Origin of the sequence: Enterococcus raffinosus, from assembly GCF_019175485.1 — a bacterium.
Taxonomy (GTDB): Bacteria; Bacillota; Bacilli; order Lactobacillales; family Enterococcaceae; genus Enterococcus_A; species Enterococcus_A raffinosus.
Genome location: NZ_CP072889.1, coordinates 142,398 through 166,612, shown reverse-complemented (window position 1 = coordinate 166,612; position 24,215 = coordinate 142,398). Strand labels below are relative to the sequence as shown.

Sequence of the window (24,215 nt, the reverse complement as noted above, 5' to 3'; positions counted from 1 at the left end):
CTTTTTTTCTTACTAAATAAAGAACGACCGTTTTCTAGAAGGAGCCAATTATGTTAAATTATTTCAAGTTTTTACTTCACCAATTAAAAGGCTGGCCACAACAAAATTATTACCTCTTTTTCTTTAGTTTAGGCTGCCAGGTGATGACATTAGTCAATCAGCCAATCACCTTTCTTACAGTGATTACCTTTATTGGAACGACTCTAGGGGTACTGTGCATTCTCTCGATTAACGCCGCGAAATCGGTCAATGGTATTTTAGGAATTATTTCTGCGATTTGCTTTATTTATGTAGGCTATTCCGCTAAAAACTACTTAAGCATCGGGGAGCAAATCGCGTATATGATCACACTGGATATTCCCGTATTACTAAGTAAAGAGTGGAACCATAATATGGCGTCTAAGATTCGCAAGTTTACTGGGAAAACCTGGTTTGTGGCAATTATCAGTACAATCGTTGTGTACTTTGCTTCCGGCTTTCTGATTCAACGCTTTACGGACGATCCTCGTCCTTGGATTGATGCAATCGCCTTTTCAATTAGCTTAAGTGCAGGCATTATCAGCTTCTTACGTTACAATAATCAATACTTTTGGTGGTTGGCTTCAGGGCTTGCCCAAATGGTTCTTTGGTACATTTCCTTCAGACACGGCTCCGCAAGCTTGGCAATGTTCGTGAATAGCTCTGTTTACCTGATCAATGACGTTTTGGCATTTACCGTTTCTCCTTGGTATAACAAAAAGGAACGGGAAAGAATGCAACGGATGGAAGAAGAGTATTATCATCTGAGCCACTGATTTAACATAGAAGAAAAGATCTCGATGACTTTTTGTCATGGAGATCTTTTTTATTGATCTGAAAGCAGCCATTCAATTTCATCTGTGATCCAAGCGCCAGGTTTTTTTATAGGATCAAACGGCATCCAAGAGCTTTTCATAAAAATTTTCTCTGCTTGCCAACAGCCGTTGGCGGATTGTTTTTCTTTTAGGTAGTCAATCGCTTGGCGACACTCAACGCGATCTAGCTGATCCTCAGCTTTCAAAACAGTTAATGCTTCGATGATATTTGTTCGATAAGGGTAGGGATAAAACAGAGTGATCAAGTCATCGTACAAATATTCATCATTCATTTCATGGAAAATAACTCGATGCTTCAATAGAGAAGCAATTCCTTTATCCAATTTTGCCTGAAGTCCTGGAAAATCACCGTATTTAGCGGCGTACTCGGAGAGAGCTTTAATTGACTTAACTAAACCATCGTAACAGGGAGACTTTCCGACGCAACCGCCAAAGCGATGAAAAAGATCCTTGCCATGCCAATCGGAAGGTTCATTCTTAGTAAATGGAAAGTAAGAAATAATCCATTGAATTCCTTTTTCCGCCCAGTTCTTTTTACCAGCACGCAAAAATAATAAAGTACAGAGTGCGTTGTGACAGGCTAAAATTCCTTCTTGTTTTCCAGTTAGTGAAAATCCTTCTTCAAATGACACATGAGTGTGCAGAGTCTCCAGCATCGTCTGCACCTGATCAAGCCGCTCGAAATAAGGAATTTCTGAAAGCTCCGTTAATAAGAATTCTAGTTTTCGCAAACCGGTAAATGTATCTGTACGGAAAGGTTCAGCTAATATATTGGTAACGACCTCAGAGTTTTCTAATAAGTTCTCGATTTCTGAAAACTCAAGCGACTGTTTGTTTCTAACCATTTTTTTCAATTTTAAAGCAGAATCTAATTTCAAGTCGTTTGTCATTTTATCACTCCCTTCGATAATACTTTTAGTGTAGCATTCTCACATAAAACTCGAAAGGGGAGGAATCCTAATAGAACTAAAATACGTTTTCGATTTTTAATATAAAAAAACAGAATTCTACTTGATGAAAATAAGATTATTATTTGAATTTTTAATGAATCGTAGGATTTAAAGCTGAAAATAAGCTATTGTAAAGGTATTCAGAATTCAAGTAAAAGAGGAAAACGATGAAATATTTATATCAGCAATTATTAGCTTTCTGGTCCCTTATTATCTTGACAGTCGTATTGATCGGCATATCTTTTACCAGCATCAATAAGCGGACATTAGTCAATCAAAACTACAACCAGATCAGAGAATAACATTGAGTCCGTCAATAACTCGTTGAATAGTGATCTATCAAATCCTTATACCAATCCCTACGGTAACCTAACTAGTGAAGAGATTCTACCTTACCATTTAGCTAACGCTGAACAAGTGCTAGCCCAACAGGGAATTAAGTTCGTCTTGATTGATAGTAAAAAGAATGTGATCTATCCTTCAACGCGTACCGAAATCAAAGAGTCCTTATTAAACGATTCAGAATGGAAAAAACTAAGAAACGGTGAAAGCATCTATAAAACAATCAAATATGATTTAACTGGTGAGCCCAATCAAACGTCCTATGTTCTTTCTAATCGGTATGTTTCCAATGAGTTTTCTGGTGTCTTAATTGCTTCAAAATCCGCTAGAGACCTAGAAGAAAGTGAAAAAAAGATTTCTGACAATCTACTGAAGGGCTTCATTATTTCCTCCCTATTTGGTGGTGCAATCAGTTTTGGCCTAGCAGCAAGACAGGTGAAAAAAATAAATGATCTGAAACGGGCGGTTAATCAAATCGCTAATGGGAATTATGAAATAGAGATCGAGGAAAAGAACAATAAAGATGAATTTAATGAACTGGCCCATGATTTCAATAAAATGGCGGTGTCCTTACAGGAAAACGAAAAAGAAATCATTCGCCAAGAAGAATTACGTAAGCAGTTTATGGCAAATACCTCTCATGAAATGAGGACTCCGCTAACGACAATCAAGGGACTGTTGGAGGGGCTTGAATATGGCGCGATCCCAGAAAACCAAAAGGGAAAAGCTGTATCGTTGATGCAAAATGAGACCGATCGACTCATCCGTTTAGTGAAGCAGAATTTAGATTATGAAAATATCAGAAGCCATCAAATCACTCTCTCTTTAACAACATTTAATGCAACAGAAGCCATCAACAATATTCTGACGCAACTGAATAAAAAAGCCGAGTCAATGAATGATCACTTGCTCCTATCAACTCCAGATTCTGTTGAAGTCTATGCGGATCACGATCGTTTCATTCAAATTATGGTGAATATTATTCAAAATGCCGTTCAGTTTACCGAAAACGGCGAGATAAAAGTAGCAATCAAAGAAACGGATTCTGATGTATTTATCACTGTCGAGGACAATGGCATCGGCATGACTGAAGAGGAACAAAAAAACATTTGGGATCGCTATTATAAAGCCGATCCGTCAAGGAAAAATACGAAGATAGGCGAGTCAGGTCTTGGATTATCAATCGTGAAGGAACTAGTGCGCCTGCACCACGGTTCAATTGAAGTGACCAGCCGAAAAAATGAAGGAACGACCTTCCTGATACAATTTCCTAAAGAAAAATAAAATCATCAGAAAAAGCTGTTATTTTATAAATAACGGCTTTTTGAAATCAACCTTTGCTATACTTATAGTAAGAACAAAAAGGAGAAAAAACTTTGTGGATAAATGTATTAGTACTAATAATTCTTGTATTGCTTATTTTTGAGGGGTATCAGTTTCAGCGCGATATCAAGGCTGCATATGATCGATTGGATCAGTATCAGGTGAAATCACTAACTACTAGTTTTGGTAAAATGAATTATCTTGATGAGGGTTCTGGCGAAGCTGTTTTGATCGCTCATGGAATTTTTGGCGGTTACGATCAAGGAATGATTAGTCTCAGGCAAGTCGTAGGAGACAGGCAGCGAAAAATTTCGCCCTCGCGTTTTGGCTATATTGGTTCAGCGCCGCCTTCGGATCCTACACCTGAAAATCAAGCAAAGGCATTTATTGAACTGATGGACTATTTAGGGATCGAAAAATGCTTCATTTTAGGGACTTCTGCTGGTGGCGCCGTCACATTGCGGATGGCACTGGATTACCCTGAACGCGTCAAAGGAATTATTTTGTTATCCTCAGGAGCACCAGATAAAAAGAGGACAGTGAAAGAAGTTCAAGAGATGGGACTCCAAGGACCCCCACCATTCATCGTGAATGATTTTATTCTGTGGTTTGCGATGAAGCATTTTGGATTTGTCTTTAATAAGATGATGGGAACAACGGTCAAGACCAATGAGTTGTTCGAAACAATGCTGCCGGCAACACCGAGAAGGCAAGGCGTCAAAGCGGACACTGAGAGAACAAATACAGATATGACGTTAAATTATGACAACTATCCTTTAGAGGACATTCAAGTTCCGATCCTAGTTTGTCATGCGAAGGATGATCCGATGGCCGACTATGAATCTATCGAAAAAATGCTTCAGCGAGTGAAGGCAGAGACAGCCATTTGCGAAACTGGAGGCCACACAATAGATGGAAATGGCGATTTTGTAGATCAAGCGATCCGGACATTTATTGAAAAGAAAAAATGATTGTAGTAAAAATGGAGGCCAATTTTGTGAAAGCTGTTATTTCTGGAAGTGTAATTTTTCAAGAAGAATATCGAGATCTGGAAAAAATTTCAGTAAAGAAGGCATTGAATTAATTGATTATCCTCGCTCATGTCAGAACCTAGACAAAGAGTATCCAGAAATCTTGACGACTTTTTTTTAGAATATCGCAGGAGCGGATTTATTTTTTGTATTTAATCAAGATCGAAAAGGGGTATCAGGCTATATTGGTGCCGCAACTTTTTCAGAAATGACGTATTGTCTGATGCAAAATCTTATTCATGGAAAAAGGATCAAAATAGTCTTATTTAAGGAACCATCAGAGGGAAATTTTTGTTTTGATGAGGTAGATCGCTGGCTAAAGAATGGCTGGATGGAAATCAGACAGCCTAACAATTTAGTATAACAAAGGTGTGGGCAAAAAACTGCTCACACCTTTTTGAATTTTTTATTTATATACTACAAAATCACTTGAAAATTATGATTCACTTTTGCTTCGATGCGTGGGTGAATTTTCAAATAGTCGGCAATTAATTCGGTCATGTCGATTTGGATTTCTCGGACAATTTTCTCCGCACCAAACATCGCATAATTTCCTCCGCCGATTGCCCGATATTGATTTGTCACCACTTCCAGCATTTGTTGCGGAAGAACGGAGTGACCTTTAAAACGAAGTTCGGTAATCCGTTGGCTAACAGGCTGTTTCATATCAATAGTGTACTGAATCCCTTCATACATGTCATAATTGTAGTACTGTGGCTTAGGCTGAATAAAGGCTGGATTGAATACGATTTGGTTATTTTCTACAGCTAAATACTTTGCGGTCTGCTCCAACGCCGCTTTCAAATCTGCACCATTAATTTGAATCACTGCCAGAGTATTCGGATAAATATAGTTGGTGATGACGTCCCGCATCGTGATCGTCTCACCAAAGCCTTTTCCTTCATTATTGAATAACGCAGTTCCAGAAATCTCTGCGCCGCTGGCAAATAATTGTACACGATTAATGAACTCTACATAGGGATGTTCCTTAAGACGAGCCTGCATCGGATCACTAATACGCATATTTCCGTTCACTTTACCTAAGGGTTGATCCAACCATGTCTCTAGTTTTTCTTCTACCGGTGCGATCGCTGCAAGAATTTCTGGATCAGGCTCTGATTTTTCAACTGAGTGTAAAGCAACCTGGTGATCTGTAACAACCACTTGATTCTCCTTTTTCTCGACGGTAAGACGGATTTCACCGATGAACTCGCCACGATAGCCTGGCTGGACAACGGGAACACCATGAACCGTTTCAGCAATTTTCCGGTGCTGATGGCCGGTGAAAAGGGCGTCAATGCCTTCAACCTGCTGCAATAGCTCGTAGCCTTCATTCTCTCCAGTTAGCGCTTCTGTGTCCTCACCGGTCAACAAGTCTTTTTCAAATCCGCCGTGGTAACTGACGATTACCAAGTCTGCTTGTTTCCTTAATAGAGGAACATATTCTTTTGCTGTTTCGACGATACTCTTAAACGTAATTCCTGCTAAGGTTTCTGGCTTTTCCCAGTGAGGAATATATTGTGTCGTTAATCCCAAGACAGCAATTTTTATACCCGCCTTTTCGATAATCTTATAGGCGTTTCCAAAGTAAGGCTGGTCATTTTTGTTCACTATATTGGCTCCTAATATAGGCGCTTGATAATTCTTAATCGCTTCCTTGAGATAATCCACGCCATAGTTAAACTCATGATTTCCCAACACTTGAACATCATAGTCCATTTGATTAATCAAGCTTGTAAGCTCTTGGGCTGAGCCATATTCTTTAGCAAGATAATAACTCAAAGGAGACCCTTGGATAAAATCACCATTTTCGATCGTAATTACCGGTCCATCTGCTTTTGCCCGTAATTCCTTCAGTTTCGACGATACTTTAGCCGCTCCTAAGGCCAGATCGGTTCTGCCGGAATAGTCTGTTGGTGAAACATAGCCATGCATATCACTTGTCTCTAAAAACCTAATGTTCATTCTGTGTGCTCCTTTAGCTGACTCAAAATAGAAAGACCGAAGCGTATTCAGCTGTTCGGTCTCTTTTTCTGATTTATAATGCCTTAATACTTCATTTGAAGTGTTTTTAAAATGTTGCCTGGAATAAAGTTTTCTGTTGTCTGACGAACAATCCTTCCTTGATCGAGATGATAAAGGTTATACCCATGACGTTCTTCAAAGCGTACGAAGCCATCGCCTTCATCTTCACCAACAAAGGACATACTCGATACAGTAAAATAGGGGATCCCATTAATTTCATCAGTAAATGTGTGATGGGTATGACCGTTTAGGATACAGCGAATATCATAAGGTGCGATTAGCTTCAAGAAACGTTCGGTGCCAGGCCATTTTGGTATACTGCTTTGGTGAGACAGTAGATGATGATGGGTGACCAGGAAAATCGGTTGGTCTTTTTCTTGCTCTAAAGCTTTTTTCAGCCATTGAAATTGCTGATCGTCCACTATACCATCTGCGTATCCATAGCTTGAATTATCAAAGGAAATCACCGTAAACTCAGGATATTTGACTATCTGATTGTACGGGGCAGAAGAGGCGGCTTCATCGCACCAGCCTACCCAAAAATGTTCTTTGATATCGTGATTGCCTAGAGTAACAAGGATCGTCGTTTCTCCTAGCGCATTTTCCAGCCAAGTCTTCAAGTATCGATAATCGTCTATTTCGCCATCTTCGGTTAAATCTCCGCTGATAATCACAAGGTCCAAGGTTGTTTGCTGCAGGAGATGATGAATGCATTGCTCCAAAGGGATAAGGGGATTCTGCATCTTAGCCAGCATTCCCTTATAGCCTTCTTCACAAGCCTCATACTCTCTGCGAAAGTGTATATCTGATATATGCAATATATTCATTCTTATCTCAATTTCTTTCTTATAATTCCGGTTATTTGATCTAAAATAAACACGGTTACGACTACACCAATCAAAATAATACTCACTTTGCTCCAAGAACGAGTTTGAATCGCGAATATCAATGGAGCACCGATTCCGCCAGCGCCAACTAACCCTAAGGTAGCCGCACTGCGAACCGCTATTTCAAAATGATTCAATGCTAAAGAACAATAAATCGGCATCAAATAGGGGATGCGAACAAAGAAAATCGTTTGCCAAAAATTTGCTCCTACCGCATGCATTTCTTCAACAAGTCGTTCATCCATTGCTTCCATTTCTTCTGTAAAAAGCTTACCAAGCATTCCGATCTGATGGACGCCAATCGCCATAACACCAGCAAAGGGACCAGGTCCGACGACTTTCACAAAAATAATTGCAAAAACTAGTTCAGGAAAAGCTCGTAAAACATTACAGATAAGCTTACCAATTTTTGTTACCCATGGATGTGCTTGCCAGAGATTCACCGCACTGATCAAGGTAATGGGAATCGCTAATACCGTAGCGATCATTGTCCCTAAACAGGCGATTCCAATGGTTAATAATAGCAAACTAATCAAATCCTCGCCGCTGCCATCATATAAAAACTGCCAATCAGGCTGACCTAACCCTCTCAAAACGTCCATCCCCATGGAAGGAGAGAAGGTGCTTAATCCAGAGTAATCCAGAGTAGCGGCCGACAAAATAACGAGAATCACTAAAGCAACTAATGATAAAAGGGTTCTTCTGTTCATTTCACGAAGCATCATAACAGGGACCTCCTGACACATTCACTTAATTTATCAACGATCGCGACAGTTACTAGGATCGTTAGAATAATGATTGAAACTCGTTCATAATTCAAAAGCGCAAGTGAGGAATTTAGAATAACGCCAATACCACCAGCTCCGACATATCCAAGGACAGTAGAAGCACGAACATTCACCTCAAACGCGTAAAAAGCATAGCTGGCAAACTGACTCAAAACTTGTGGAGCGATCGACCAAATAGCGATTTGCATTTTATTTGCTCCAACAGCCGCCGCGGCTTCAATCGGGCCAAAGTCAATGGTTTCAATTGCTTGAAACATTAATTGTGACACCATACCAAAAGTAAAGACGGCGATAGTCAACACGCCAGTCGCTTCACCAATACCAAACACAGCAACAAAAAGCGCGGCTAAAAGCAGGGTAGGGATGGTCCGTACTAGACCTAAAAGAAAACGAAAGATGGTAGAAAGAAGACGGTTTTCTGTCACTACAGTGGTCGCTAAAAAACTAACAGGGATCGCTAAAATTAAGCCAATGACCGTTCCAAGCAAAGACATTTGAAGAGTTTTCACCATAGGCTCGACTAATTTAGGTAAATAGCTAAAGTCTGGATGAATGAAGCGTGATAAAAAGGCAGTCATTTGATTGGAGTTTTGAAAAACCTGAGAAAAATCAGCTGACGTGATCCAGACACTTCCTTGAAAACAAACAATTAAGAACAGAAGAATAAGCAGGTGTTTATACCATTTAAAGTGAACGGTTTCTTTCAAGCTCATCGATTTCGCCTGCCTTTTCTTCAAAGATTGCTTTGCCATAAATTTGCTCTAAGCGGTCATCGGTTAAGTCGGCTGGACGACCATCAAAGACAACCTGACCAGCTTTTAACGCGAGCACACGCGTAGAAAATTCACGAGCCAGAGGGACTGAATGCAGATTGACAATGACTGTTTTATCCATCGTTTGATTGATATTTTTTAGGTCCATCATAACCTTTTGAGTCGTGATTGGATCTAATGATGCAACGGGTTCATCCGCTAAAATAATGGGGGCTTGCTGCACGAGTGCTCGCGCAATGGATACTCGCTGCTGTTGCCCTCCACTGAGCTCATCACTGCGTGTCTGTAATTTATCAGACAAACCAACTTTTTCTAGTGCTTCCTTTGTCTGCTGGTAGTCTTCCTTCGTAAAAAGACCTAAAATACTTTTCCAAGTGGAGTAATAGCCCAAACGTCCAGATAGCACATTTTTCTGAACCGTACTACGCTTTACCAGATTGAAGCTTTGCGAGATTAGACCAATCTGGCGGCGAATCTGTCGAAGCTCTTTTTTATTCGCTTTTGTAATAGAGGTTCCATTAATGCGAATATCTCCTTTGGTGGTTTCTACCAAGCGGTTGATACTGCGCAGCAGAGTGCTCTTTCCAGCACCGCTCAATCCGATGATGGAAACAAATTCTCCATCTTCAATTGTTAAGTCAATATCCTTCAAGCCAACAACGCCATTGGGATAGACCTTCGAAACATTGTCAAAAATAATCATTATCCTTCTCCATTTTTTAAAGTGTCAGCAAAAAAAGCTTGCTGACACTTACTGATGTTTTATTCTGCTGCTTTTTTCGTGTAGTCTCTGATCGTGTCATAGGCAGAATCAGCAGCTTCTTCATAGCCCTGATGCCCCCATAATGCCATTGCTTCTTTGCCATCTTTATCATCTTTCATATTTAAGAAGGTCTCTTTAATTTTCGTCTTTAAGTCTTTTGACATGTCAGGCTGTACAGCGATTGCGTCATTCGGAATGTCGCCTTCTGTCAGGTACAGGACTTTTAAATCCTTAAATAAATCATTATCTGAGAAATTCGAAGCAAAAACATTTCGTGCGCCTTCAAAAACAAACGCCGCATCCATTTGCTTGTTCAACACTGCGGTAATCTCACTCGGAATATCATTCACAGTGGTCATCTTTGTGTCTGCAGTAGGATCAATCCCAGCATCTTTCAATTCAGCGACAGGATAGATGTAGCCGCTAGCAGAGTTAGGACTTAAGGTTGCGATATTTTTTCCTTTTAAATCAGTTAACTTATTCAATCCGCTATCGGCACGAACCAATACTTCTCCTTTAAAGGTGTTCGTAAGTTTGTCCTTTAATGGCAAGCCAGTTTCTTGATCATAATCGCCGAGCTGAGAAGTCAGGATAGCATCGGCAGCTCCAGCATCCTTTGCTTGAACATAGGCTGCAGGCGGCATAATTCCGACATCGACTTGACCAGAAGACATCGCTTCGACGATCGTTGAATAATCAGTCGCTAGCGTCACTTCTACCTCACGATCTAACTTTTTCGATAAATACTTAGCAAATGGTTTTGCTTTTGCCTCCATACTACCATCATTGTTTGTTGGAACGAATTGGACAACTAATTTTTCCTTGCTCTCTTTTTCTGAGCTGCTGCTTGTATTTCCAGAACCGCAGGCCGCCAAAGTGGTCAATAACATGACTCCGATAAACCCTTTTGCTAACTGTTTGAACTGCATTTTTCTCCTCCTGTTGGATATAATTTCTAATACGTCTAAATCATAGCAGGGAATCAAAATTAATGAAGTGACGCACGTCCTATTTTACACAACTTTTACATACAATTTACAAACAAATACAAATAATTGTTCGTATTGAGCCGAAAAACATTCTAGGCTATAATAAAGAAAAACTTCTTAGAGGTGACGATTTCATGAAAAAAATCCATGATACGAAGCAATTAACTGCTTACGTTGAGAAGCACAACCTGCAGGATTATATGGATTCAGATATATTGGCAATGGCTTCTTTACATTTTTTTGAAAAGGAAGAGCACCTCATTCAAACGGGAACAACCTCAGATTATTTGTATTTTTTAGTGGATGGGACGGTAATGGTGTACTCGTATTCTTCTGATACACAAAATATTTGCATCGATTACGCAAAGCCCGCTACACCACTCGGCGAAGCCTCTTCATTGTGGGGATTATCGCCGAAAAGCAGCGTTAAAGCAGTGACTAAGTGCATCTGTATCAGCATTCCGCTAAATCAATATCGAACACAGCTTCAAAAAGATGTTCGCTTTTTGCAGAATATTTGCCAGTTACTAAGTTATCGTTTAAATTCTGGGATAAATTTGGCGAACTCACTGACAGAACCTGTTGAAACTCGTTTAGCAAAGTTTATTTTGACCCATCACGAAAACGAACGTTTCTCATTTCGGTTAACCACCTGCGCCTCAATCTTAAATGTCAGCTATCGACATCTTTTACGAACAATCACGAATTTTCGTGAGGCGAATATTATCGAAAAGAAAAAGAATTATTACTTGATCCATGATATCGAAGCTTTAGAGGACTTAGCTGAGAATATAAGTAGTCCAGTAAAAGCAGAATAACAGCTATAAAAAACTAGCAGTCAGAAGTGATTGCTGGTTTTTTGATAGTGGAGAAATTGGGAAACGGAAAATCTTCGTTGAAGAGTAGTGTTCTATATATTGGTATGCTATACTTTTAAAAGTTCAATGTGTCAAGACACATAAAAAGGGGAGAAAAATTTTGAAGAAAATACTTGTTTCATTGTTGTTTTTGGTTTCACTGGTAACCTTGGTCGGCTGTAGTCAGTCTCAGGGGGAGAAGCAAAATGAAAAAGAGAATAGTAAAATCGCTTTGGTTCTCGGATTTGGCGGGGTTGATGATCGCTCCTTCAATCAAGCCGGCTGGGAAGGATTAGAGGCTTGGGGAAAAGAGAAAAAGCTGACAGCAAAAAAAAATTTTACGTATATAGAAACGAACAATCCAGAGGATAACAGTACCAATATCGATCAGGCAATCAGAAATGGCTTTACCACCATTATTAGCTTGAGCTACTTGCAAGCAGAGGAGCTGGAAAATGCTGCTAAGGATAATCCAAAGTTGAATTTTGCCTTGGTAGATGGCGAAATTACTGGGAAAAAGAATATCTCATCAGCAACCTTTAAAGATCAAGAAAGTGCGTATTTAGCAGGAATAGCTGCCGCATATACGACAAAAAGCAATCAAGTAGGCTTTATTGGTGGAATGGAAGGTCCCGTGATTCAACGTTTCCAAAGCGGATTTGAAGCTGGCGTTAAGGCAGGGGCCGAAGCACTGAACAAAGAAATTACTGTTAACGTACAATATGCCGCATCCTATGATTCGCCAGATAAAGGAAAAGCTATTGCTGCTTCTATGTACAAAGAGGGAGCCGATATTCTTTATCAGGCGGCAGGAAGTACAGGAGCTGGGGTGTTCCAAGAAGCAAAAGCCCGCAATGAAAACGACTATAGCAGAAAAGTATGGGTGATTGGTGTAGATCGCGATCAAGCGGATGAAGGAGATTATAAAATGGAGAACGGCGAGACAGGGAATTTCACGTTGACCTCTACAAAGAAAAATGTCGGTGCAGCAGTCAAAGAATTTGCAGAAACTTCTTATAACGACAAATTTCCTGGAGGCAAGCATTTGACCTTTGGGTTGAAAGAAGAAGGGGTGGATCTGACAAAAGGACAATTATCAGAGGAAGCCTATCAGGCAGTTTCAGACGCAAAAGAGAAAATCATCAGCGGTGATTTGTCTGTCCTGGAAAAATAATTTTGAACTAATAAGAGAGCGCCGAAAAAGCAGACCATATTAACTGAGAATTGACTACAAACAAGGGAAGAGCATTTCAAGCTTTGTTGCCAATTCTGATATGTCTGCTGTAAAAAGAGTGTTGCGAAAATAATCTGTATATATAGTAGAAAAAATCCACCAGAAGATCAACTTGTGATATCTTGATGGATTTTTTCTATATAGAAGGTTCTGAATAGCGTATACTTAGTATAAAAGAAGACGTTTTCCCGAAAACGAGGAGATTGCTATGAAAAATTTTACCAAGATTACTGCCATTTATACCATCGTATATGCTATCACTAGCTTTATTCTATTAGTAACCATCGGTGTTTTCACTGTTGCTTCAAGAGGGATTTTCTTATTTTCAATTTTGGGATTACTTCCCTTTTTTGTCGGCTTCATGCACATTGTCGGATTTGTTTGTGAAATTATCTGCTTACGAATAAACAAGAATTCTCCAGCAAAGAGGAAAATGGTTCTTTTATCTTTAATTTTCTATGTTATTGAAATTCTGGCCTTGGCGTTGCCATTTATCAGTATGATTGCAAAAATGAACGCCTATCTGGTACAGAATATTCTTCTTTTTGCGTTGGGAAGTATTCCTGTGACTAAGCTTTGCTTGCTGATTCTCTCTATTATAATATTGGTGCGGTTTAGGAAACGGAAAACAACTAACGAGATATAGAAATTCCCTAAACTCAAGGAAACAACATAACATACGCCGACTATTCTGGCTCTTTCACCGATCCACTAGTAAAAGAATCTCGAGAAACATTTTGTAGACAAATAGCGTGTAATAGATTAAACTACAATTGTAGTTTTAGAGGAGGACACCATGAAACAAGAAATTAAGATCACGGATGCTGAACTCAAAATTATGGAATTCGTTTGGAAAAATAGTCCAGTTGACTCAACGGAGATCGTCCGAGCTTTTGAAAAGGACGAGGAGTGGAGTCCAAATACGATACGTACGCTATTGGTTCGCCTAGAGCAAAAGGGCGTGATAGATCATACAAAAGCTGGCAGGGTATATGTTTACCATGCAATTATTCCAAGAGACTATTTTGTTAAGCAAGAAAGTCAAAAATTTATTAGTAAATTTTTTGATGGGAAAGTTAGCGAGTTTCTTTCTAATTTTGTAGCGGATGAATCAATCGATGAAAAAGAAATTGACGAGCTTCGGAACTTATTGGATAAAAGGAGAAAATAAATGACTCACTTCCTTTTCAATTTAGCATCATTCAATCTATTTCTGATTCTTTTGTTTTTATTCAGAAAGCTGTTAGGGAAGCAGTTATCTCCATTATTTCAAGGGAAATATTGGCATCTAACAGGACTAGGATTCTTGTTTTTTACACCCAATCAGTTTTTTTCAAAAATTAGAGAAATGATTTTTTATCGAATACAAAGTGCAATCCCAAATGGGACCATACCCTCAACATCACCGATTGAGAATGCTCAAGCTATACTCAATAGTAATCCCTCTGACTGGATGAATAATAATGCTCTACCTGCCAATGGTTTGCTGGAAAGAGGAATGTTGCTACTGGGACTATTATGGACTGCAGGCTTCGTAATTTTCCTTATACGATCAACTATTTCCTATCTTCAGTTTCATAAAATGATTAGAAGCACCGTTTTAGTGGAGGATAAACGGATCTATACTCAGCTGCAAAAAGCGGCAGAACGACTAAGATATAAGAAAAAAGACTTAGTGATCCTACAGAGTGACCAAGTCAGAAGTCCTAGCACTTTCGGTGTCTTTCATCCTCGGATTATCCTTCCGAATCACTTTATTGACCAAGCATCGGAGGATCAATTATTTTTTATTCTATTGCATGAGCTTGTTCATCAGAAAAATAAAGATGCCGCACAAAATTATCTTTTGATTGGAATCGCAATTTTAAATTGGTTCAATCCCTTCAGTTATCTAATCGTAAAACAGGCAAGAGAGGATCGAGAAATTGCTTGCGATCAGCGTGTGATGCATTTGCTTGAAGAAGAGGATATCTATCATTACGGGACCACATTACTAAGCCTTGCACAAAAGCGTGAACATTCATATCTGCTAAGCTTTTCGGGAAAAAGAAATGAATTGAGAAGAAGAATCGAATCTATCAGCAGCTTTCATCCGTCATCAACTAAGACAATAACAGTAAAATTTGGACTGATCAGCGCTTTGGTTATTGCCTTTTTCTTCGTTATCCCTCAAGCGCGGACAGACGAAAAAGATCCTTTTTCTCATCAAGAAAAGTGGATTGAACAAAAAACTGATCCATTATTTGATCAGCATTCAAATAATTCTCTGGTCATTTACGATGAAGCGAAAGATCGATATTTAGCGTACAATCAGGCAGGCGGACATACACGTTATTCTCCTGACAGCACTTATAAAATATGGAGTGCCCTGTTCGCACTGGATGAGAAAACGATCACAGACATAGACAATCAAAAAGTTTGGGATGGAACCACCTATCCATTCAAAAGCTGGAATCGAGATCAAACGCTGCAAACCGCACTAACAAATTCAACGAACTGGTATTTTCAGCAGCTTGATTCTGAGTTAGGAAAAGAAAAGTTGAAGGAAAAATTTCATTCAATTAATTATGGCAATATGAATCTTCTTGGCGGAATTGATCATTATTGGTTGGAGTCTTCTCTAAAGATTTCTCCGTTTGAACAGGTCAATTTGTTGCGAAAACTAGTCGAAGGTGACTTACATTTTTCGACCAAAGATGTCTCCTTTGTAAAGGAAGCCATTCGTTTACAGACTCAATCGGATCATATTTTATATGGGAAAACTGGTACTGGTAATAGTTTGCAAACAAGTACCGGCTGGTTTATAGGTTTGATTGAAACCAAGAAGGGAAATTATTATTTTGCTTGTCATTTGCAAGGCAATAGTGCAACTGGAACAGCAGCAGCTCAAAAAACTTTAGCAATACTAAGAAAGCTAGAAATTTACTAATTTCTAGCTTCTCAATCACATCAAATACTACAAATGTAGTTTTAAGGAGGAGATACAAAATGAGACGAATTGATAAAAGAAAAAAAGGAAGTAGAGTAGTGATCATAATTAGTTTTCTTTTACTTGCGTGTCTTGGCTTTTTCATTTATCAAAATATCCATGAACAACGTTTGAAAAAGAATGGGGAAGAAACACTCAAAGAATATATAAACTTGCTTTCAACTGGGAAATACGACGAATCATTGGATTATTTATCACAAGAATCATTAAAATCAGGACAACTTTCGAAAGAACAGGTGAAGGAAAAATATCAAAATATTTTTGGTGGTCTAGGAATTCATGATATTAAGATTAAGAACCTTCGTGTGAAGGAGAAGACATTTAACTACACATTGATTCTACAAACGAGTCTAGGACGTCCGTTAGAACAAACGTATTCAGGCACATTAACGAAAGAGAATCATTTAATAGAATGGAAACCAAACTTAATTTTTCCAAAAATGAAAAATGGAGATAAGGTCCGCTATCATTATTTATCTGCTGCAAGAGGAGAGATAGTGGATCGAAATGGACACGGTTTGGCAATCAATGGTGACGTATACAATTTTGGGATCGTTCCAAAAAAACTTGGGAAAGGTGAGGAACGGAAAGACAACATCAAAAAAATCAGTGAGACACTAGAATTGCCCGAGAAAACAATCAACTCCTCATTGAAGCAGCCATGGGTAAAGGAAGATTATTTTGTTCCACTAAAAACAGAAACGAAGGTGCCAGAACACTTCGAAGCACCAACAGGTTTAGAAGTAAGAGAAGAAACTGGAAGAACATACCCACTCGGAGAAGCGGCGGCTCACTTAATTGGATATGTAGGTGCAGTGACCGCTGAAGATATGAAAAAGAATAGCTATCTCTCAGAAGATAGTGTTATCGGACGTACAGGATTAGAGAGAGTTTATGACAAAGAACTGAGAGGGAAAAATGGAGGTTATATCGCCATAACGAGTTCAGATGGAAAAGAAAAAGAAGTGCTTCAAAAGGTTGATGTCGTAGAAGGGAAAAGGATTCAATTGACTATAGATGTTCAAGCACAGTATCTTGCTTATCAATCTTTGGACAATGAACGGGGATCTAGCGTGGTAAGTGAACCAAAAACTGGAGATTTGCTAGCAGTTGCTAGTTCACCAAGCTTTGATCCAAATAAAATGACTCATGGAATCAGTCAAAAGGAATACGACGAACTAGCCAAAGATGAGAAGTTGCCTTTTTTAGCTCGTTATTCAAATGGTTATGCGCCAGGCTCAACTTTCAAATTGGTTACAGCTGCTATTGGGTTGGATGCTGGAACGTTAGATCCCAATCAAACCGTTGCTATTAACGGTCTGAAATGGCAGAAGGATTTATCTTGGGGCGGCTACAAGGTGACCCGTGTATCTGATGTATCATCAGTTAATTTACAGCGTGCAATGATTTATTCTGACAATATATATATGGCAAAGGAAACGTTAAAAATGGGAGAAAAAATATTTCGGAACGGTTTAAATCGTTTTATTTTCGGCGAAGCGCTGGATATTCCCATCGAAATGACCCCTGCGCAAATATCGACAGAAAAAAATTTCAATTCTGAGATACTTTTAGCAGATACTGGATACGGACAGGGACAGCTGCTTTTAAATCCTATTCAGCAAATCACTACTTACTCGGTTTTTCCAAATAATGGAACAATCGTGTATCCTAGATTATTGCTTTCTCAAAAAGAAAAAAGCAAAGCAGACGTCGTCACTGGTGAAACCATTGCACGAATCAATCAGGATATGCAAGCCGTTGTGAATGATCCCAACGGTACGGCGAACAGCTTGCAGTCTTTAGGAATTTCTTTGATGGCAAAAACCGGTACCGCAGAGATAAAAGAAAAGCAAGACGAGCGTGGGCAGCAAAATAGTTTTCTTTATGCCTTTGATGGGCAAAGTCAAAATTTTGCAGTCCTGCAATTTTTGGAAGATCGACCAGATGATAAATCCGCAGTAGGAATGGTTCCTGAATTATTGACGTATCTGAATGAAACATATAAATAGACAGAGCAACGTAAAAGGACCACTTCTTTTGAAGTAGTCCGTTTACGTTGTCTTCCCCTGAATCAACTTGATTGGCAGAGCATAATATTGCTCCAGTTTTTTCTCTGGAGTTGTGATGCGCTGGATTAATAGATCCACTAGTAAATCTGCAAAATCAGCGATTGGTTGAGCAATGGTCGATAGCTGCGGAAAATAATTTTGTACAAATTTTGTGCCGTCATAACCAATTAGCTTTAGGTCTTGCGGAATAGCGATGTTCATTTCTTGGCAGATGTTATAAACGAGGATAGCTGTCAGATCATCTGTACAAAAAAGGCTGTCTAAATCTTCATTTTCTAAAATCCGCTTGATCTCAATCGTTTTAAGCGCCATGGAGCTGGCTCTCGAGTCAATCGTGAACACATGCGACTGCAGCTGCTTCTCGGTTAAAAACTTCTCGTAACCTTCTAAGCGTTCATTCGTCGGTGAGTTTGATTTTAAGCTGCCTGTCAAAATACCGATTTTCCTACAACCACGCAGGTATAAGTTTTCCGTCGCAAGATAGCCGCCATGAAAATTATCGCTTCCGATAATGGGGATATTTTCAGATAGATGACGGTCAAAGGAAACAATTGGCAATCCAATATCTTCATATTCCTTAATTCCTAAGTTATGAGCTCCAGCGATGATACCATCCACACGATTGGCTGAAAGCATGTTCAGATATGCCCGTTCTTTTTCTTTATTGTTGGCACTGTTACAAAGAATTGTCTTATAGCCCTGTTCAAATAGGGTAGCTTCCAATTTATCGACAAGTTCGCCAAAGAAGGGGTTAGAAACTGTTGGGAAGATGAGCCCGATCAGCTGTGTATTTTTTCCTTGTAACGAGCGGGCGAGAGAATTTGGTTGATAGTTCAACTCTTTCATTGCCGCATGTACTTTATCGATGGTCTTTTGACTAAGTGATCCGTAATTATTGATCACACGTGAGACCGTCGTGGGAGAGACACCTGCTTTTTTTGCGACATCTGTTAATTTGATAGCCATTCTTTCGTTGTACTCCTTAGTCGTTTTTCATGTTACGCAAACACCAGAAATCAGCGGAAAAATCTCCAGAAATTCCTTCTAAATAAACATTCTTCTCTTCATGGTTAGGAAACACTCTTGCCGTCAAAACAGCTTGACCACCATTGACAAAAACCTCACAAACCGAATGATCAACGAAAATCTGCAGAGACAGAGACTCATTTTTATCAATTGTAAGTGTGCGAGTCGTTCCATATTCTTGAGCAAAGGGATTGCTTACGTGTGAGCGATCTACACTTATCATACCATTTTTTGTATCGAAATCGATGATGAATGAGTGATCCTGCTGCGCATCTGAATAAAGATGGAGTTTTCCTTGACTATTTGCTGAAAAATCAAGATGCATTTCATAGCAATTCGTTGTTTCTTCAGCAAGAGTCAAGGGCTGCTGAGAAATTTTCCCGTCCATAGATTGGCGTTCTTGTCTCAACTCAATTAGCTCCTTCACTGGCAGTTGATACAGCTGACCATCCTTGAGCTGCAGTTCCTTGACGAGACTTAGACAGTGCGCCCAGCCTTCTGAATCACTAGGATAATCAATCTCAGGTAAGCCAACCCAACTTACGGCTAAGGCACGACCGTCAGGTGCATTGAAGGCCTGTGTCGCATAAACATCAAACCCATGATCAAGATTTGCCAACGAACTCGGATTTACCAACGATAGGGAATCAGTATCAAAGCTATCCGCGACAATATAAGCGTTAGGATAAATATTTTGATAGTTCATAATCTTCTTATCCAATCCTTGAGGGCAGAAGAGCAAGACAGGCTTTCCATCAATAAATACGAGGTTCGAACATTCTACCATGAAGCCCATCGCTTGATCCGTGAAGTTCAAAGAGCCTGCAAAATGCAGCATTTCTAATGATTTACCGGTATAAGCCAGCACTTTTCCTTCCAGCGTCTCCGTCTGAGCGCCAATCAAAAGCCAATAATTCTCTTGGTACTCAAATACTTGAGGATCACGAAATTCATGCGTATAGCCTCGAGGCGGGGCTGGGATCATTGGCCGCTGATCCTTTTTGATTTCGCCAGCTTTATTCATACGGGCCAACATTTGATAAGATTTACGTTGCCAATCGGAATCACGCACATTCCCGGTATAGGCTAACACTAACTCATCCTCAATAACGATGCCAGATCCTGAATAAACACCATGACGGTCAAAAGACGAATCAGGGAGAAGGGCAATCCCTTCATAGGTCCAATCCACCAGATTTTCAGAAGTTATGTGTGCCCAAGATTTCACTCCATGAACTGGCCCCATTGGATATAGCTGATAAAAAAGCTGCCATTTTCCATTAAAATAGGAAAAACCATTGGGGTCATTTAATAGCCCGCTTTTGGGTTGAATATGATATCCCAGACGCCATTGGGAATGCTGAATTGTTACCTCTAAAAATTTCTGATATTCCTTGGTCCACTCATGGTAGGGCAGATAGCGCAGCTCATCTGTCCATTTTTTTATTAACTCCATTTCATTAACTCCTTCCACTTGCACAAAACTATAGTATCTTCAGAATGGGTCACCTATAAAAGATTTCTCTTTTATTAAACGCTTTCGTTCGTCTTTAAGATACTTCAAATCACATAAAATGTCAAACGTATATCATTTTTAAAATACTATATAAATCAACGTGAAAAGAATTACCATCCAAATTTAAAAATATTTTTGATAAACGTTTGACATTTTGAAAAATTACGGTATGATAAGAGTGAAAAAAGCGATTACATGGAAAGGAGTTTGATTATGAATCATCAGAAAGTAGCTAGAGAGGTTAGTAAAGCCGTCGGGGAAGGAAATATCCAAGCAGCCGCTCATTGTGCCACTAGATTACGGCTAGTATTAAAGGATCCAAGTAAAGTAGATCATGCAGCCTTAGATAATAATGACGATGTTAAAGGAACCTTCGAGGCCAATGGTCAATTTCAAATTATTATCGGACCAGGAGACGTAAATAAGGTGTATGCGGAACTCGTCAAATTGACGAATGTTAAGGAAGCGTCTACAGAAGATTTGAAAGCGGTGGCTGCTGAAGGAAAAAAAGTGAATCCCGCAATGGCATTTATTAAAGTATTATCAGATATTTTTGTTCCCATTGTTCCGGCTTTAGTAGCAGGCGGTTTACTGATGGCCATTAACAACGTTTTAACATCACCGAACTTGTTCGGGCCAAAGTCGGTTGTTGAAATGTTTCCAAATATTAAAGACGTTGCCAGCATTATTAACTTATTATCTTCCGCACCGTTTGCTTTTCTGCCAATTTTAGTCGGTTTCTCAGCAACAAAGCGCTTTGGCGGAAATGGCTATCTCGGGGCAGCGATGGGGATGGCGATGGTTATGCCAGACTTAATTAATGGGTACGGCGTGGCAAACGCGATCGCCGAAGGAAGTATGCCTTATTGGAATATCTTTGGTTTGCAGGTCGCGCAGGCTGGCTATCAAGGCTCTGTTTTACCCGTATTGGCGGTTTCTTGGATTTTGGCTACGCTAGAGAAATTCTTCCACAAAAAGATTTCAGCAGCATTTGATTATACCTTTACACCAATGTTAGCAATTATTATTACTGGATTTTTAACCTTCATTTTCGTTGGACCTGTCATGCGTACAGTCTCAGATGGTTTGACAGACGGATTAGTTTGGTTGTATCAGACAACCGGGGCCGTTGGTTTAGGAATTTTTGGTTTGTTCTACTCGCCAATCGTCATTACCGGATTGCATCAAAGTTTTCCAGCGATCGAAACGACGCTACTAGCGGATGTCGCACGAACAGGTGGCTCATTTATTTTCCCAGTTGCGTCAATGGCGAATATTGCCCAAGGTGCCGCAGCATTGGCTATTTTTGTTTTATCAAAAAATGAAAAGCAAAAAAGCTTGGCCTCATCAGCAAGTATTTCTGCGTTGCTAGGAATCACCGAACCGGCGATTTTTGGGATCAACTTGAAATTAAAATTCCCATTCGTCTGTGCCATGATCGCATCAGGAATTGCAAGTGTCTCACTAGGGATTTTCCACGTTCTATCAGTAGCGATGGGACCTGCGAGCGTGATCGGATTTATCTCTATTGCACCTAAATCAATCCCGTTCTTCATGATCGGTGTCGTAATCAGCTTCATTTTAGGCTTCCTGCTTACATTTGTTTACGGGAAAAAGAAAATGGAGGTCCCAGCAACTGCAGCCCCAGATGGACAAGAGGCTGTTATGATCAATGAAAATCCAGATCAATCATTAGCGGTGCAAGACGACGTACTATCAGCTGTGGTCACTGGAGAGGTCCTACCATTAAAAGAAGTTAAGGATCCTGTTTTCTCCACAGAAATGATGGGAAAAGGAGTCGCACTCATCCCTGAAAGCGATCAATTATTCGCGCCAGCAGATGGTGTCTTAACCGTCATGTATGATTCGAAGCACGCTTATGGCATTCAAGCCGACAGTGGTGCGGAAATCCTCATTCATATAGGTATTGATACAGTCAACCTTGCTGGACAGTTCTTTTCAACCAACAAGAAAAAAGGGGAGCGAGTGAAAAAAGGGGAATTACTAGGTACATTTGATCGAGAAGCTATTAAAAAGGCTGGTTATGATGATACAGTTATGCTGTTAGTAACGAACTCAGCGGCCTATGGCGATGTCAGCACGTTAGATAAGCCAACTGTTACTCAAGGTGAAGACATCCTTGCTGTGAGTAAAGCCTATGAATAGCAAATGGTGGCAGCAGGCGGTTATTTATCAAATTTATCCCCGCAGCTTTCAAGACAGCAACAATGATGGGATCGGTGATTTGAATGGGATTGTCCAACGCCTGGATTATTTGGCCTTTTTAGGAGTGGATGCGCTTTGGCTAAGTCCTGTCTATTCTTCACCCAACGACGATAACGGCTATGATATCAGTGACTATGAAGCAATTGGGGCTGAATATGGCACAATGGCAGATATGGATCGATTGATTGAAGAAGCGAAGAAACGGAAAATCAAGATAGTGATGGATTTAGTCGTTAATCACACCTCCAGTGAGCATCATTGGTTCCAAGAAGCGTTAAAAGGTCGTGAGAATCCTTACCATGACTTTTATGTTTGGCGGAAACCCGTTGCAGGGGGACCGCCTAACGAGCTAAAATCAAATTTTGGCGGTTCAGCTTGGACCTATGTTCCTCACTTGGATGAGTATTATCTCCATTTACACTCAAAAAAACAGCCTGATCTCAATTGGGAAAATCCAAAAATGAAGCAGGCAATTTGGAAAATGATGAACTTCTGGTTAGCAAAAGGGATCGGCGGTTTTCGTTTAGATGTGATCGACTTGATCGGAAAGGAACCCGATAGAGAAATTACACAAAATGGGCCAAAACTACATGAACTCCTACAAGAAATGAATCAGCACACTTTTGGTAGTTATGATGTTGTAACTGTCGGAGAAACATGGGGGGCCACTCCCGAGGTTGCCGAGCTCTACTCTAGCCCTGAAAGAGACGAGCTATCCATGGTTTTTCAGTTTGAACATATCAATTTAGATAAGCATCCTGGGAAACGTAAATGGGATTTGAAGCCGTTAGATCCTCAAGATTTGCATGAAGTCTTTTCAAAATGGCAAATTCAACTGGATCAAAAGGGCTGGAATTCACTGTTTTGGAACAATCATGACTTGCCACGAATTATCTCGCGTTGGGGAAATGATTCAGAGGAATATCGTGAACGAAGTGGGAAGATGTTGGCTATTTATCTCCATTTCATGAAGGGAACGCCGTATATTTATCAAGGGGAAGAGATCGGGATGATCAATTATCCGATCAAATCGATTGATGAAGTAGACGATATTGAAAGCATTCGTATGTACGAAGAGCGACTGTCGCAGGGATATTCGATAGAAGAAATTATTACGTCAATAAACGCCAAGGGTAGAGACAACGCACGGCATCCGATGCAGTGGGAGAATCAGTTGAATGCTGGTTTTTCTAAGGATACTCCTTGGCTGCCGGTTCACACCAATTATCCTAAGGTGAATGCAGCGGCCGCATTAGCAGACGAAGATTCTCTTTTTTACACCTATAAACATTTGATTCATTTGAGAAAGCAATTACCGGTGATTGTCGTTGGAAAATACGAAAGACTGGAAACTGGGAATGCTCAGGTCCTTGCCTATAAACGTTTTGATGCGAAGGAGTCAGTAATCGTCGTTGTAAATTTCTCTTCCTCTGTTCAGAATTATCAGTTAGGTGAGTCCGTAATGGAAGGGGACATCCTCATTCATAATTATCCTGAACACAAGATACGACAGCAATTAGAGCCTTATGAGGCCTATGCTGTTCGAAAGACTAACTAACAAGTGCTCTCT

19 protein-coding genes and 2 pseudogenes are annotated in these 24,215 nt (G+C 39.8%); 12 read left to right on the top strand and 9 right to left on the bottom strand.

Annotated elements, in window-relative coordinates; all coding sequences use genetic code 11:
• Window positions 1-50: 50 nt before the first annotated feature.
• Window positions 51-794: a nicotinamide riboside transporter PnuC gene (gene pnuC / locus J9537_RS15515; RefSeq protein WP_028021235.1), complete on the top strand. Its 744-nt coding sequence runs from the start codon at window positions 51-53 to the stop codon at window positions 792-794.
• 50 nt (window positions 795-844) lie between these two features.
• Here pnuC and J9537_RS15510 read toward each other — a convergent pair whose 3' ends face one another.
• Entirely contained in the window at window positions 845-1,744 is a 900-nt protein-coding gene (locus tag J9537_RS15510) for a hypothetical protein (protein WP_028021234.1), read from the bottom strand.
• 227 nt (window positions 1,745-1,971) lie between these two features.
• Between J9537_RS15510 and J9537_RS15505 the strand changes: the two are divergent.
• The 3 genes and pseudogenes from J9537_RS15505 to J9537_RS20675 all read left to right on the top strand — a co-directional run bounded on the left by J9537_RS15505 (window position 1,972) and on the right by J9537_RS20675 (window position 4,621).
• Window positions 1,972-3,430: pseudogene (locus tag J9537_RS15505) on the top strand (ATP-binding protein).
• Window positions 3,431-3,522: 92 nt separating this feature from the next.
• Window positions 3,523-4,440, top strand: coding sequence for an alpha/beta fold hydrolase (locus J9537_RS15500; protein WP_028021233.1), 918 nt, complete (start codon window positions 3,523-3,525; stop codon window positions 4,438-4,440).
• Window positions 4,437-4,621 (top strand): annotated as a pseudogene (locus J9537_RS20675) (hypothetical protein). Before J9537_RS15500 ends, J9537_RS20675 begins: the two are co-directional and overlap by 4 nt.
• 296 nt (window positions 4,622-4,917) lie before the next feature.
• On the opposite strand, the gene J9537_RS15495 reads toward J9537_RS20675, so the two are convergent.
• From J9537_RS15495 to J9537_RS15470, 6 genes are all read right to left on the bottom strand, one after another.
• Window positions 4,918-6,465 (bottom strand): bifunctional metallophosphatase/5'-nucleotidase, encoded by a 1,548-nt coding sequence (locus tag J9537_RS15495; RefSeq protein WP_218257652.1) that lies wholly within the window; start codon window positions 6,463-6,465, stop codon window positions 4,918-4,920.
• Between the two features lie 83 nt (window positions 6,466-6,548).
• Window positions 6,549-7,352 (bottom strand): metallophosphoesterase family protein, encoded by an 804-nt coding sequence (locus tag J9537_RS15490; RefSeq protein WP_028021231.1) that lies wholly within the window; start codon window positions 7,350-7,352, stop codon window positions 6,549-6,551.
• Between the two features lie 2 nt (window positions 7,353-7,354).
• Complete coding sequence (gene phnE, locus J9537_RS15485) at window positions 7,355-8,137, bottom strand: phosphonate ABC transporter, permease protein PhnE (protein ID WP_005880282.1); 783 nt, start codon at window positions 8,135-8,137, stop codon at window positions 7,355-7,357.
• Window positions 8,134-8,913: a phosphonate ABC transporter, permease protein PhnE gene (gene phnE / locus J9537_RS15480; RefSeq protein ID WP_028021230.1), complete on the bottom strand. Its 780-nt coding sequence runs from the start codon at window positions 8,911-8,913 to the stop codon at window positions 8,134-8,136. The genes phnE (J9537_RS15485) and phnE (J9537_RS15480) overlap by 4 nt, the downstream gene beginning before the upstream one ends.
• Window positions 8,885-9,676, bottom strand: a complete 792-nt coding sequence (gene phnC / locus J9537_RS15475; protein WP_028021229.1) for a phosphonate ABC transporter ATP-binding protein — start codon at window positions 9,674-9,676, stop codon at window positions 8,885-8,887. Before phnC ends, phnE (J9537_RS15480) begins: the two co-directional genes overlap by 29 nt.
• 59 nt (window positions 9,677-9,735) lie before the next feature.
• Window positions 9,736-10,665, bottom strand: a complete 930-nt coding sequence (locus tag J9537_RS15470; protein WP_218257651.1) for a phosphate/phosphite/phosphonate ABC transporter substrate-binding protein — start codon at window positions 10,663-10,665, stop codon at window positions 9,736-9,738.
• A gap of 194 nt (window positions 10,666-10,859) precedes the next feature.
• Between J9537_RS15470 and J9537_RS15465 the strand changes: the two genes are divergently transcribed.
• From J9537_RS15465 to pbp4, 6 genes are all read left to right on the top strand, one after another.
• Window positions 10,860-11,543, top strand: coding sequence for a cyclic nucleotide-binding domain-containing protein (locus tag J9537_RS15465; RefSeq protein ID WP_028021227.1), 684 nt, complete (start codon window positions 10,860-10,862; stop codon window positions 11,541-11,543).
• Window positions 11,544-11,703: 160 nt separating this feature from the next.
• Window positions 11,704-12,756, top strand: coding sequence for a BMP family lipoprotein (locus J9537_RS15460; protein WP_028021226.1), 1,053 nt, complete (start codon window positions 11,704-11,706; stop codon window positions 12,754-12,756).
• Between the two features lie 268 nt (window positions 12,757-13,024).
• Window positions 13,025-13,462, top strand: coding sequence for a hypothetical protein (locus J9537_RS15455; RefSeq protein WP_028021225.1), 438 nt, complete (start codon window positions 13,025-13,027; stop codon window positions 13,460-13,462).
• 150 nt (window positions 13,463-13,612) lie between these two features.
• Window positions 13,613-13,987 carry a BlaI/MecI/CopY family transcriptional regulator gene (locus J9537_RS15450; RefSeq protein WP_028021224.1) on the top strand — a complete coding sequence of 125 codons (375 nt, stop codon included), beginning with the start codon at window positions 13,613-13,615 and terminating at the stop codon, window positions 13,985-13,987.
• The gene (locus tag J9537_RS15445) at window positions 13,988-15,745 is read left to right on the top strand and encodes a BlaR1 family beta-lactam sensor/signal transducer (protein WP_028021223.1); all 1,758 of its coding nucleotides are present in this window, start codon (window positions 13,988-13,990) and stop codon (window positions 15,743-15,745) included. It begins immediately after the preceding gene.
• Between the two features lie 59 nt (window positions 15,746-15,804).
• Window positions 15,805-17,817: a penicillin-binding protein PBP4(5) gene (pbp4, locus tag J9537_RS15440; RefSeq protein ID WP_028021222.1), complete on the top strand. Its 2,013-nt coding sequence runs from the start codon at window positions 15,805-15,807 to the stop codon at window positions 17,815-17,817.
• Window positions 17,818-17,859: 42 nt separating this feature from the next.
• Here pbp4 and J9537_RS15435 read toward each other — a convergent pair whose 3' ends face one another.
• On the bottom strand, window positions 17,860-18,843 hold the full coding sequence (locus J9537_RS15435; RefSeq protein WP_010743459.1) for a LacI family DNA-binding transcriptional regulator: 984 nt from the start codon (window positions 18,841-18,843) through the stop codon (window positions 17,860-17,862).
• A gap of 16 nt (window positions 18,844-18,859) precedes the next feature.
• Window positions 18,860-20,359, bottom strand: coding sequence for a sucrose-6-phosphate hydrolase (locus J9537_RS15430; RefSeq protein ID WP_070509431.1), 1,500 nt, complete (start codon window positions 20,357-20,359; stop codon window positions 18,860-18,862).
• A 273-nt stretch (window positions 20,360-20,632) separates the two neighbouring features.
• Here J9537_RS15430 and J9537_RS15425 point away from each other — a divergent pair, with 273 nt between their 5' ends.
• Both J9537_RS15425 and J9537_RS15420 read left to right on the top strand, forming a co-directional pair.
• Window positions 20,633-22,585 (top strand): sucrose-specific PTS transporter subunit IIBC, encoded by a 1,953-nt coding sequence (locus J9537_RS15425; RefSeq protein WP_070509430.1) that lies wholly within the window; start codon window positions 20,633-20,635, stop codon window positions 22,583-22,585.
• Entirely contained in the window at window positions 22,578-24,203 is a 1,626-nt protein-coding gene (locus tag J9537_RS15420) for a glycoside hydrolase family 13 protein (RefSeq protein WP_028021220.1), read from the top strand. The genes J9537_RS15425 and J9537_RS15420 overlap by 8 nt, the downstream gene beginning before the upstream one ends.
• Window positions 24,204-24,215 lie beyond the last annotated feature (12 nt).

What these genes read in the sequence shown, in the direction of transcription:
- pnuC (WP_028021235.1), top strand. Translation starts at nt 51, where the DNA reads ATGTTAAATTATTTCAAGTTTTTACTTCACCAATTAAAAGGCTGGCCA.
- J9537_RS15510 (WP_028021234.1), bottom strand. Translation starts at nt 1,744, where the DNA reads ATGACAAACGACTTGAAATTAGATTCTGCTTTAAAATTGAAAAAAATG.
- J9537_RS15495 (WP_218257652.1), bottom strand. Translation starts at nt 6,465, where the DNA reads ATGAACATTAGGTTTTTAGAGACAAGTGATATGCATGGCTATGTTTCA.
- J9537_RS15490 (WP_028021231.1), bottom strand. Translation starts at nt 7,352, where the DNA reads ATGAATATATTGCATATATCAGATATACACTTTCGCAGAGAGTATGAG.
- phnE (WP_005880282.1), bottom strand. Translation starts at nt 8,137, where the DNA reads ATGATGCTTCGTGAAATGAACAGAAGAACCCTTTTATCATTAGTTGCT.
- phnE (WP_028021230.1), bottom strand. Translation starts at nt 8,913, where the DNA reads ATGAGCTTGAAAGAAACCGTTCACTTTAAATGGTATAAACACCTGCTT.
- phnC (WP_028021229.1), bottom strand. Translation starts at nt 9,676, where the DNA reads ATGATTATTTTTGACAATGTTTCGAAGGTCTATCCCAATGGCGTTGTT.
- J9537_RS15470 (WP_218257651.1), bottom strand. Translation starts at nt 10,665, where the DNA reads ATGCAGTTCAAACAGTTAGCAAAAGGGTTTATCGGAGTCATGTTATTG.
- J9537_RS15465 (WP_028021227.1), top strand. Translation starts at nt 10,860, where the DNA reads ATGAAAAAAATCCATGATACGAAGCAATTAACTGCTTACGTTGAGAAG.
- J9537_RS15455 (WP_028021225.1), top strand. Translation starts at nt 13,025, where the DNA reads ATGAAAAATTTTACCAAGATTACTGCCATTTATACCATCGTATATGCT.
- J9537_RS15450 (WP_028021224.1), top strand. Translation starts at nt 13,613, where the DNA reads ATGAAACAAGAAATTAAGATCACGGATGCTGAACTCAAAATTATGGAA.
- J9537_RS15445 (WP_028021223.1), top strand. Translation starts at nt 13,988, where the DNA reads ATGACTCACTTCCTTTTCAATTTAGCATCATTCAATCTATTTCTGATT.
- pbp4 (WP_028021222.1), top strand. Translation starts at nt 15,805, where the DNA reads ATGAGACGAATTGATAAAAGAAAAAAAGGAAGTAGAGTAGTGATCATA.
- J9537_RS15435 (WP_010743459.1), bottom strand. Translation starts at nt 18,843, where the DNA reads ATGGCTATCAAATTAACAGATGTCGCAAAAAAAGCAGGTGTCTCTCCC.
- J9537_RS15430 (WP_070509431.1), bottom strand. Translation starts at nt 20,359, where the DNA reads ATGGAGTTAATAAAAAAATGGACAGATGAGCTGCGCTATCTGCCCTAC.
- J9537_RS15425 (WP_070509430.1), top strand. Translation starts at nt 20,633, where the DNA reads ATGAATCATCAGAAAGTAGCTAGAGAGGTTAGTAAAGCCGTCGGGGAA.
- J9537_RS15420 (WP_028021220.1), top strand. Translation starts at nt 22,578, where the DNA reads ATGAATAGCAAATGGTGGCAGCAGGCGGTTATTTATCAAATTTATCCC.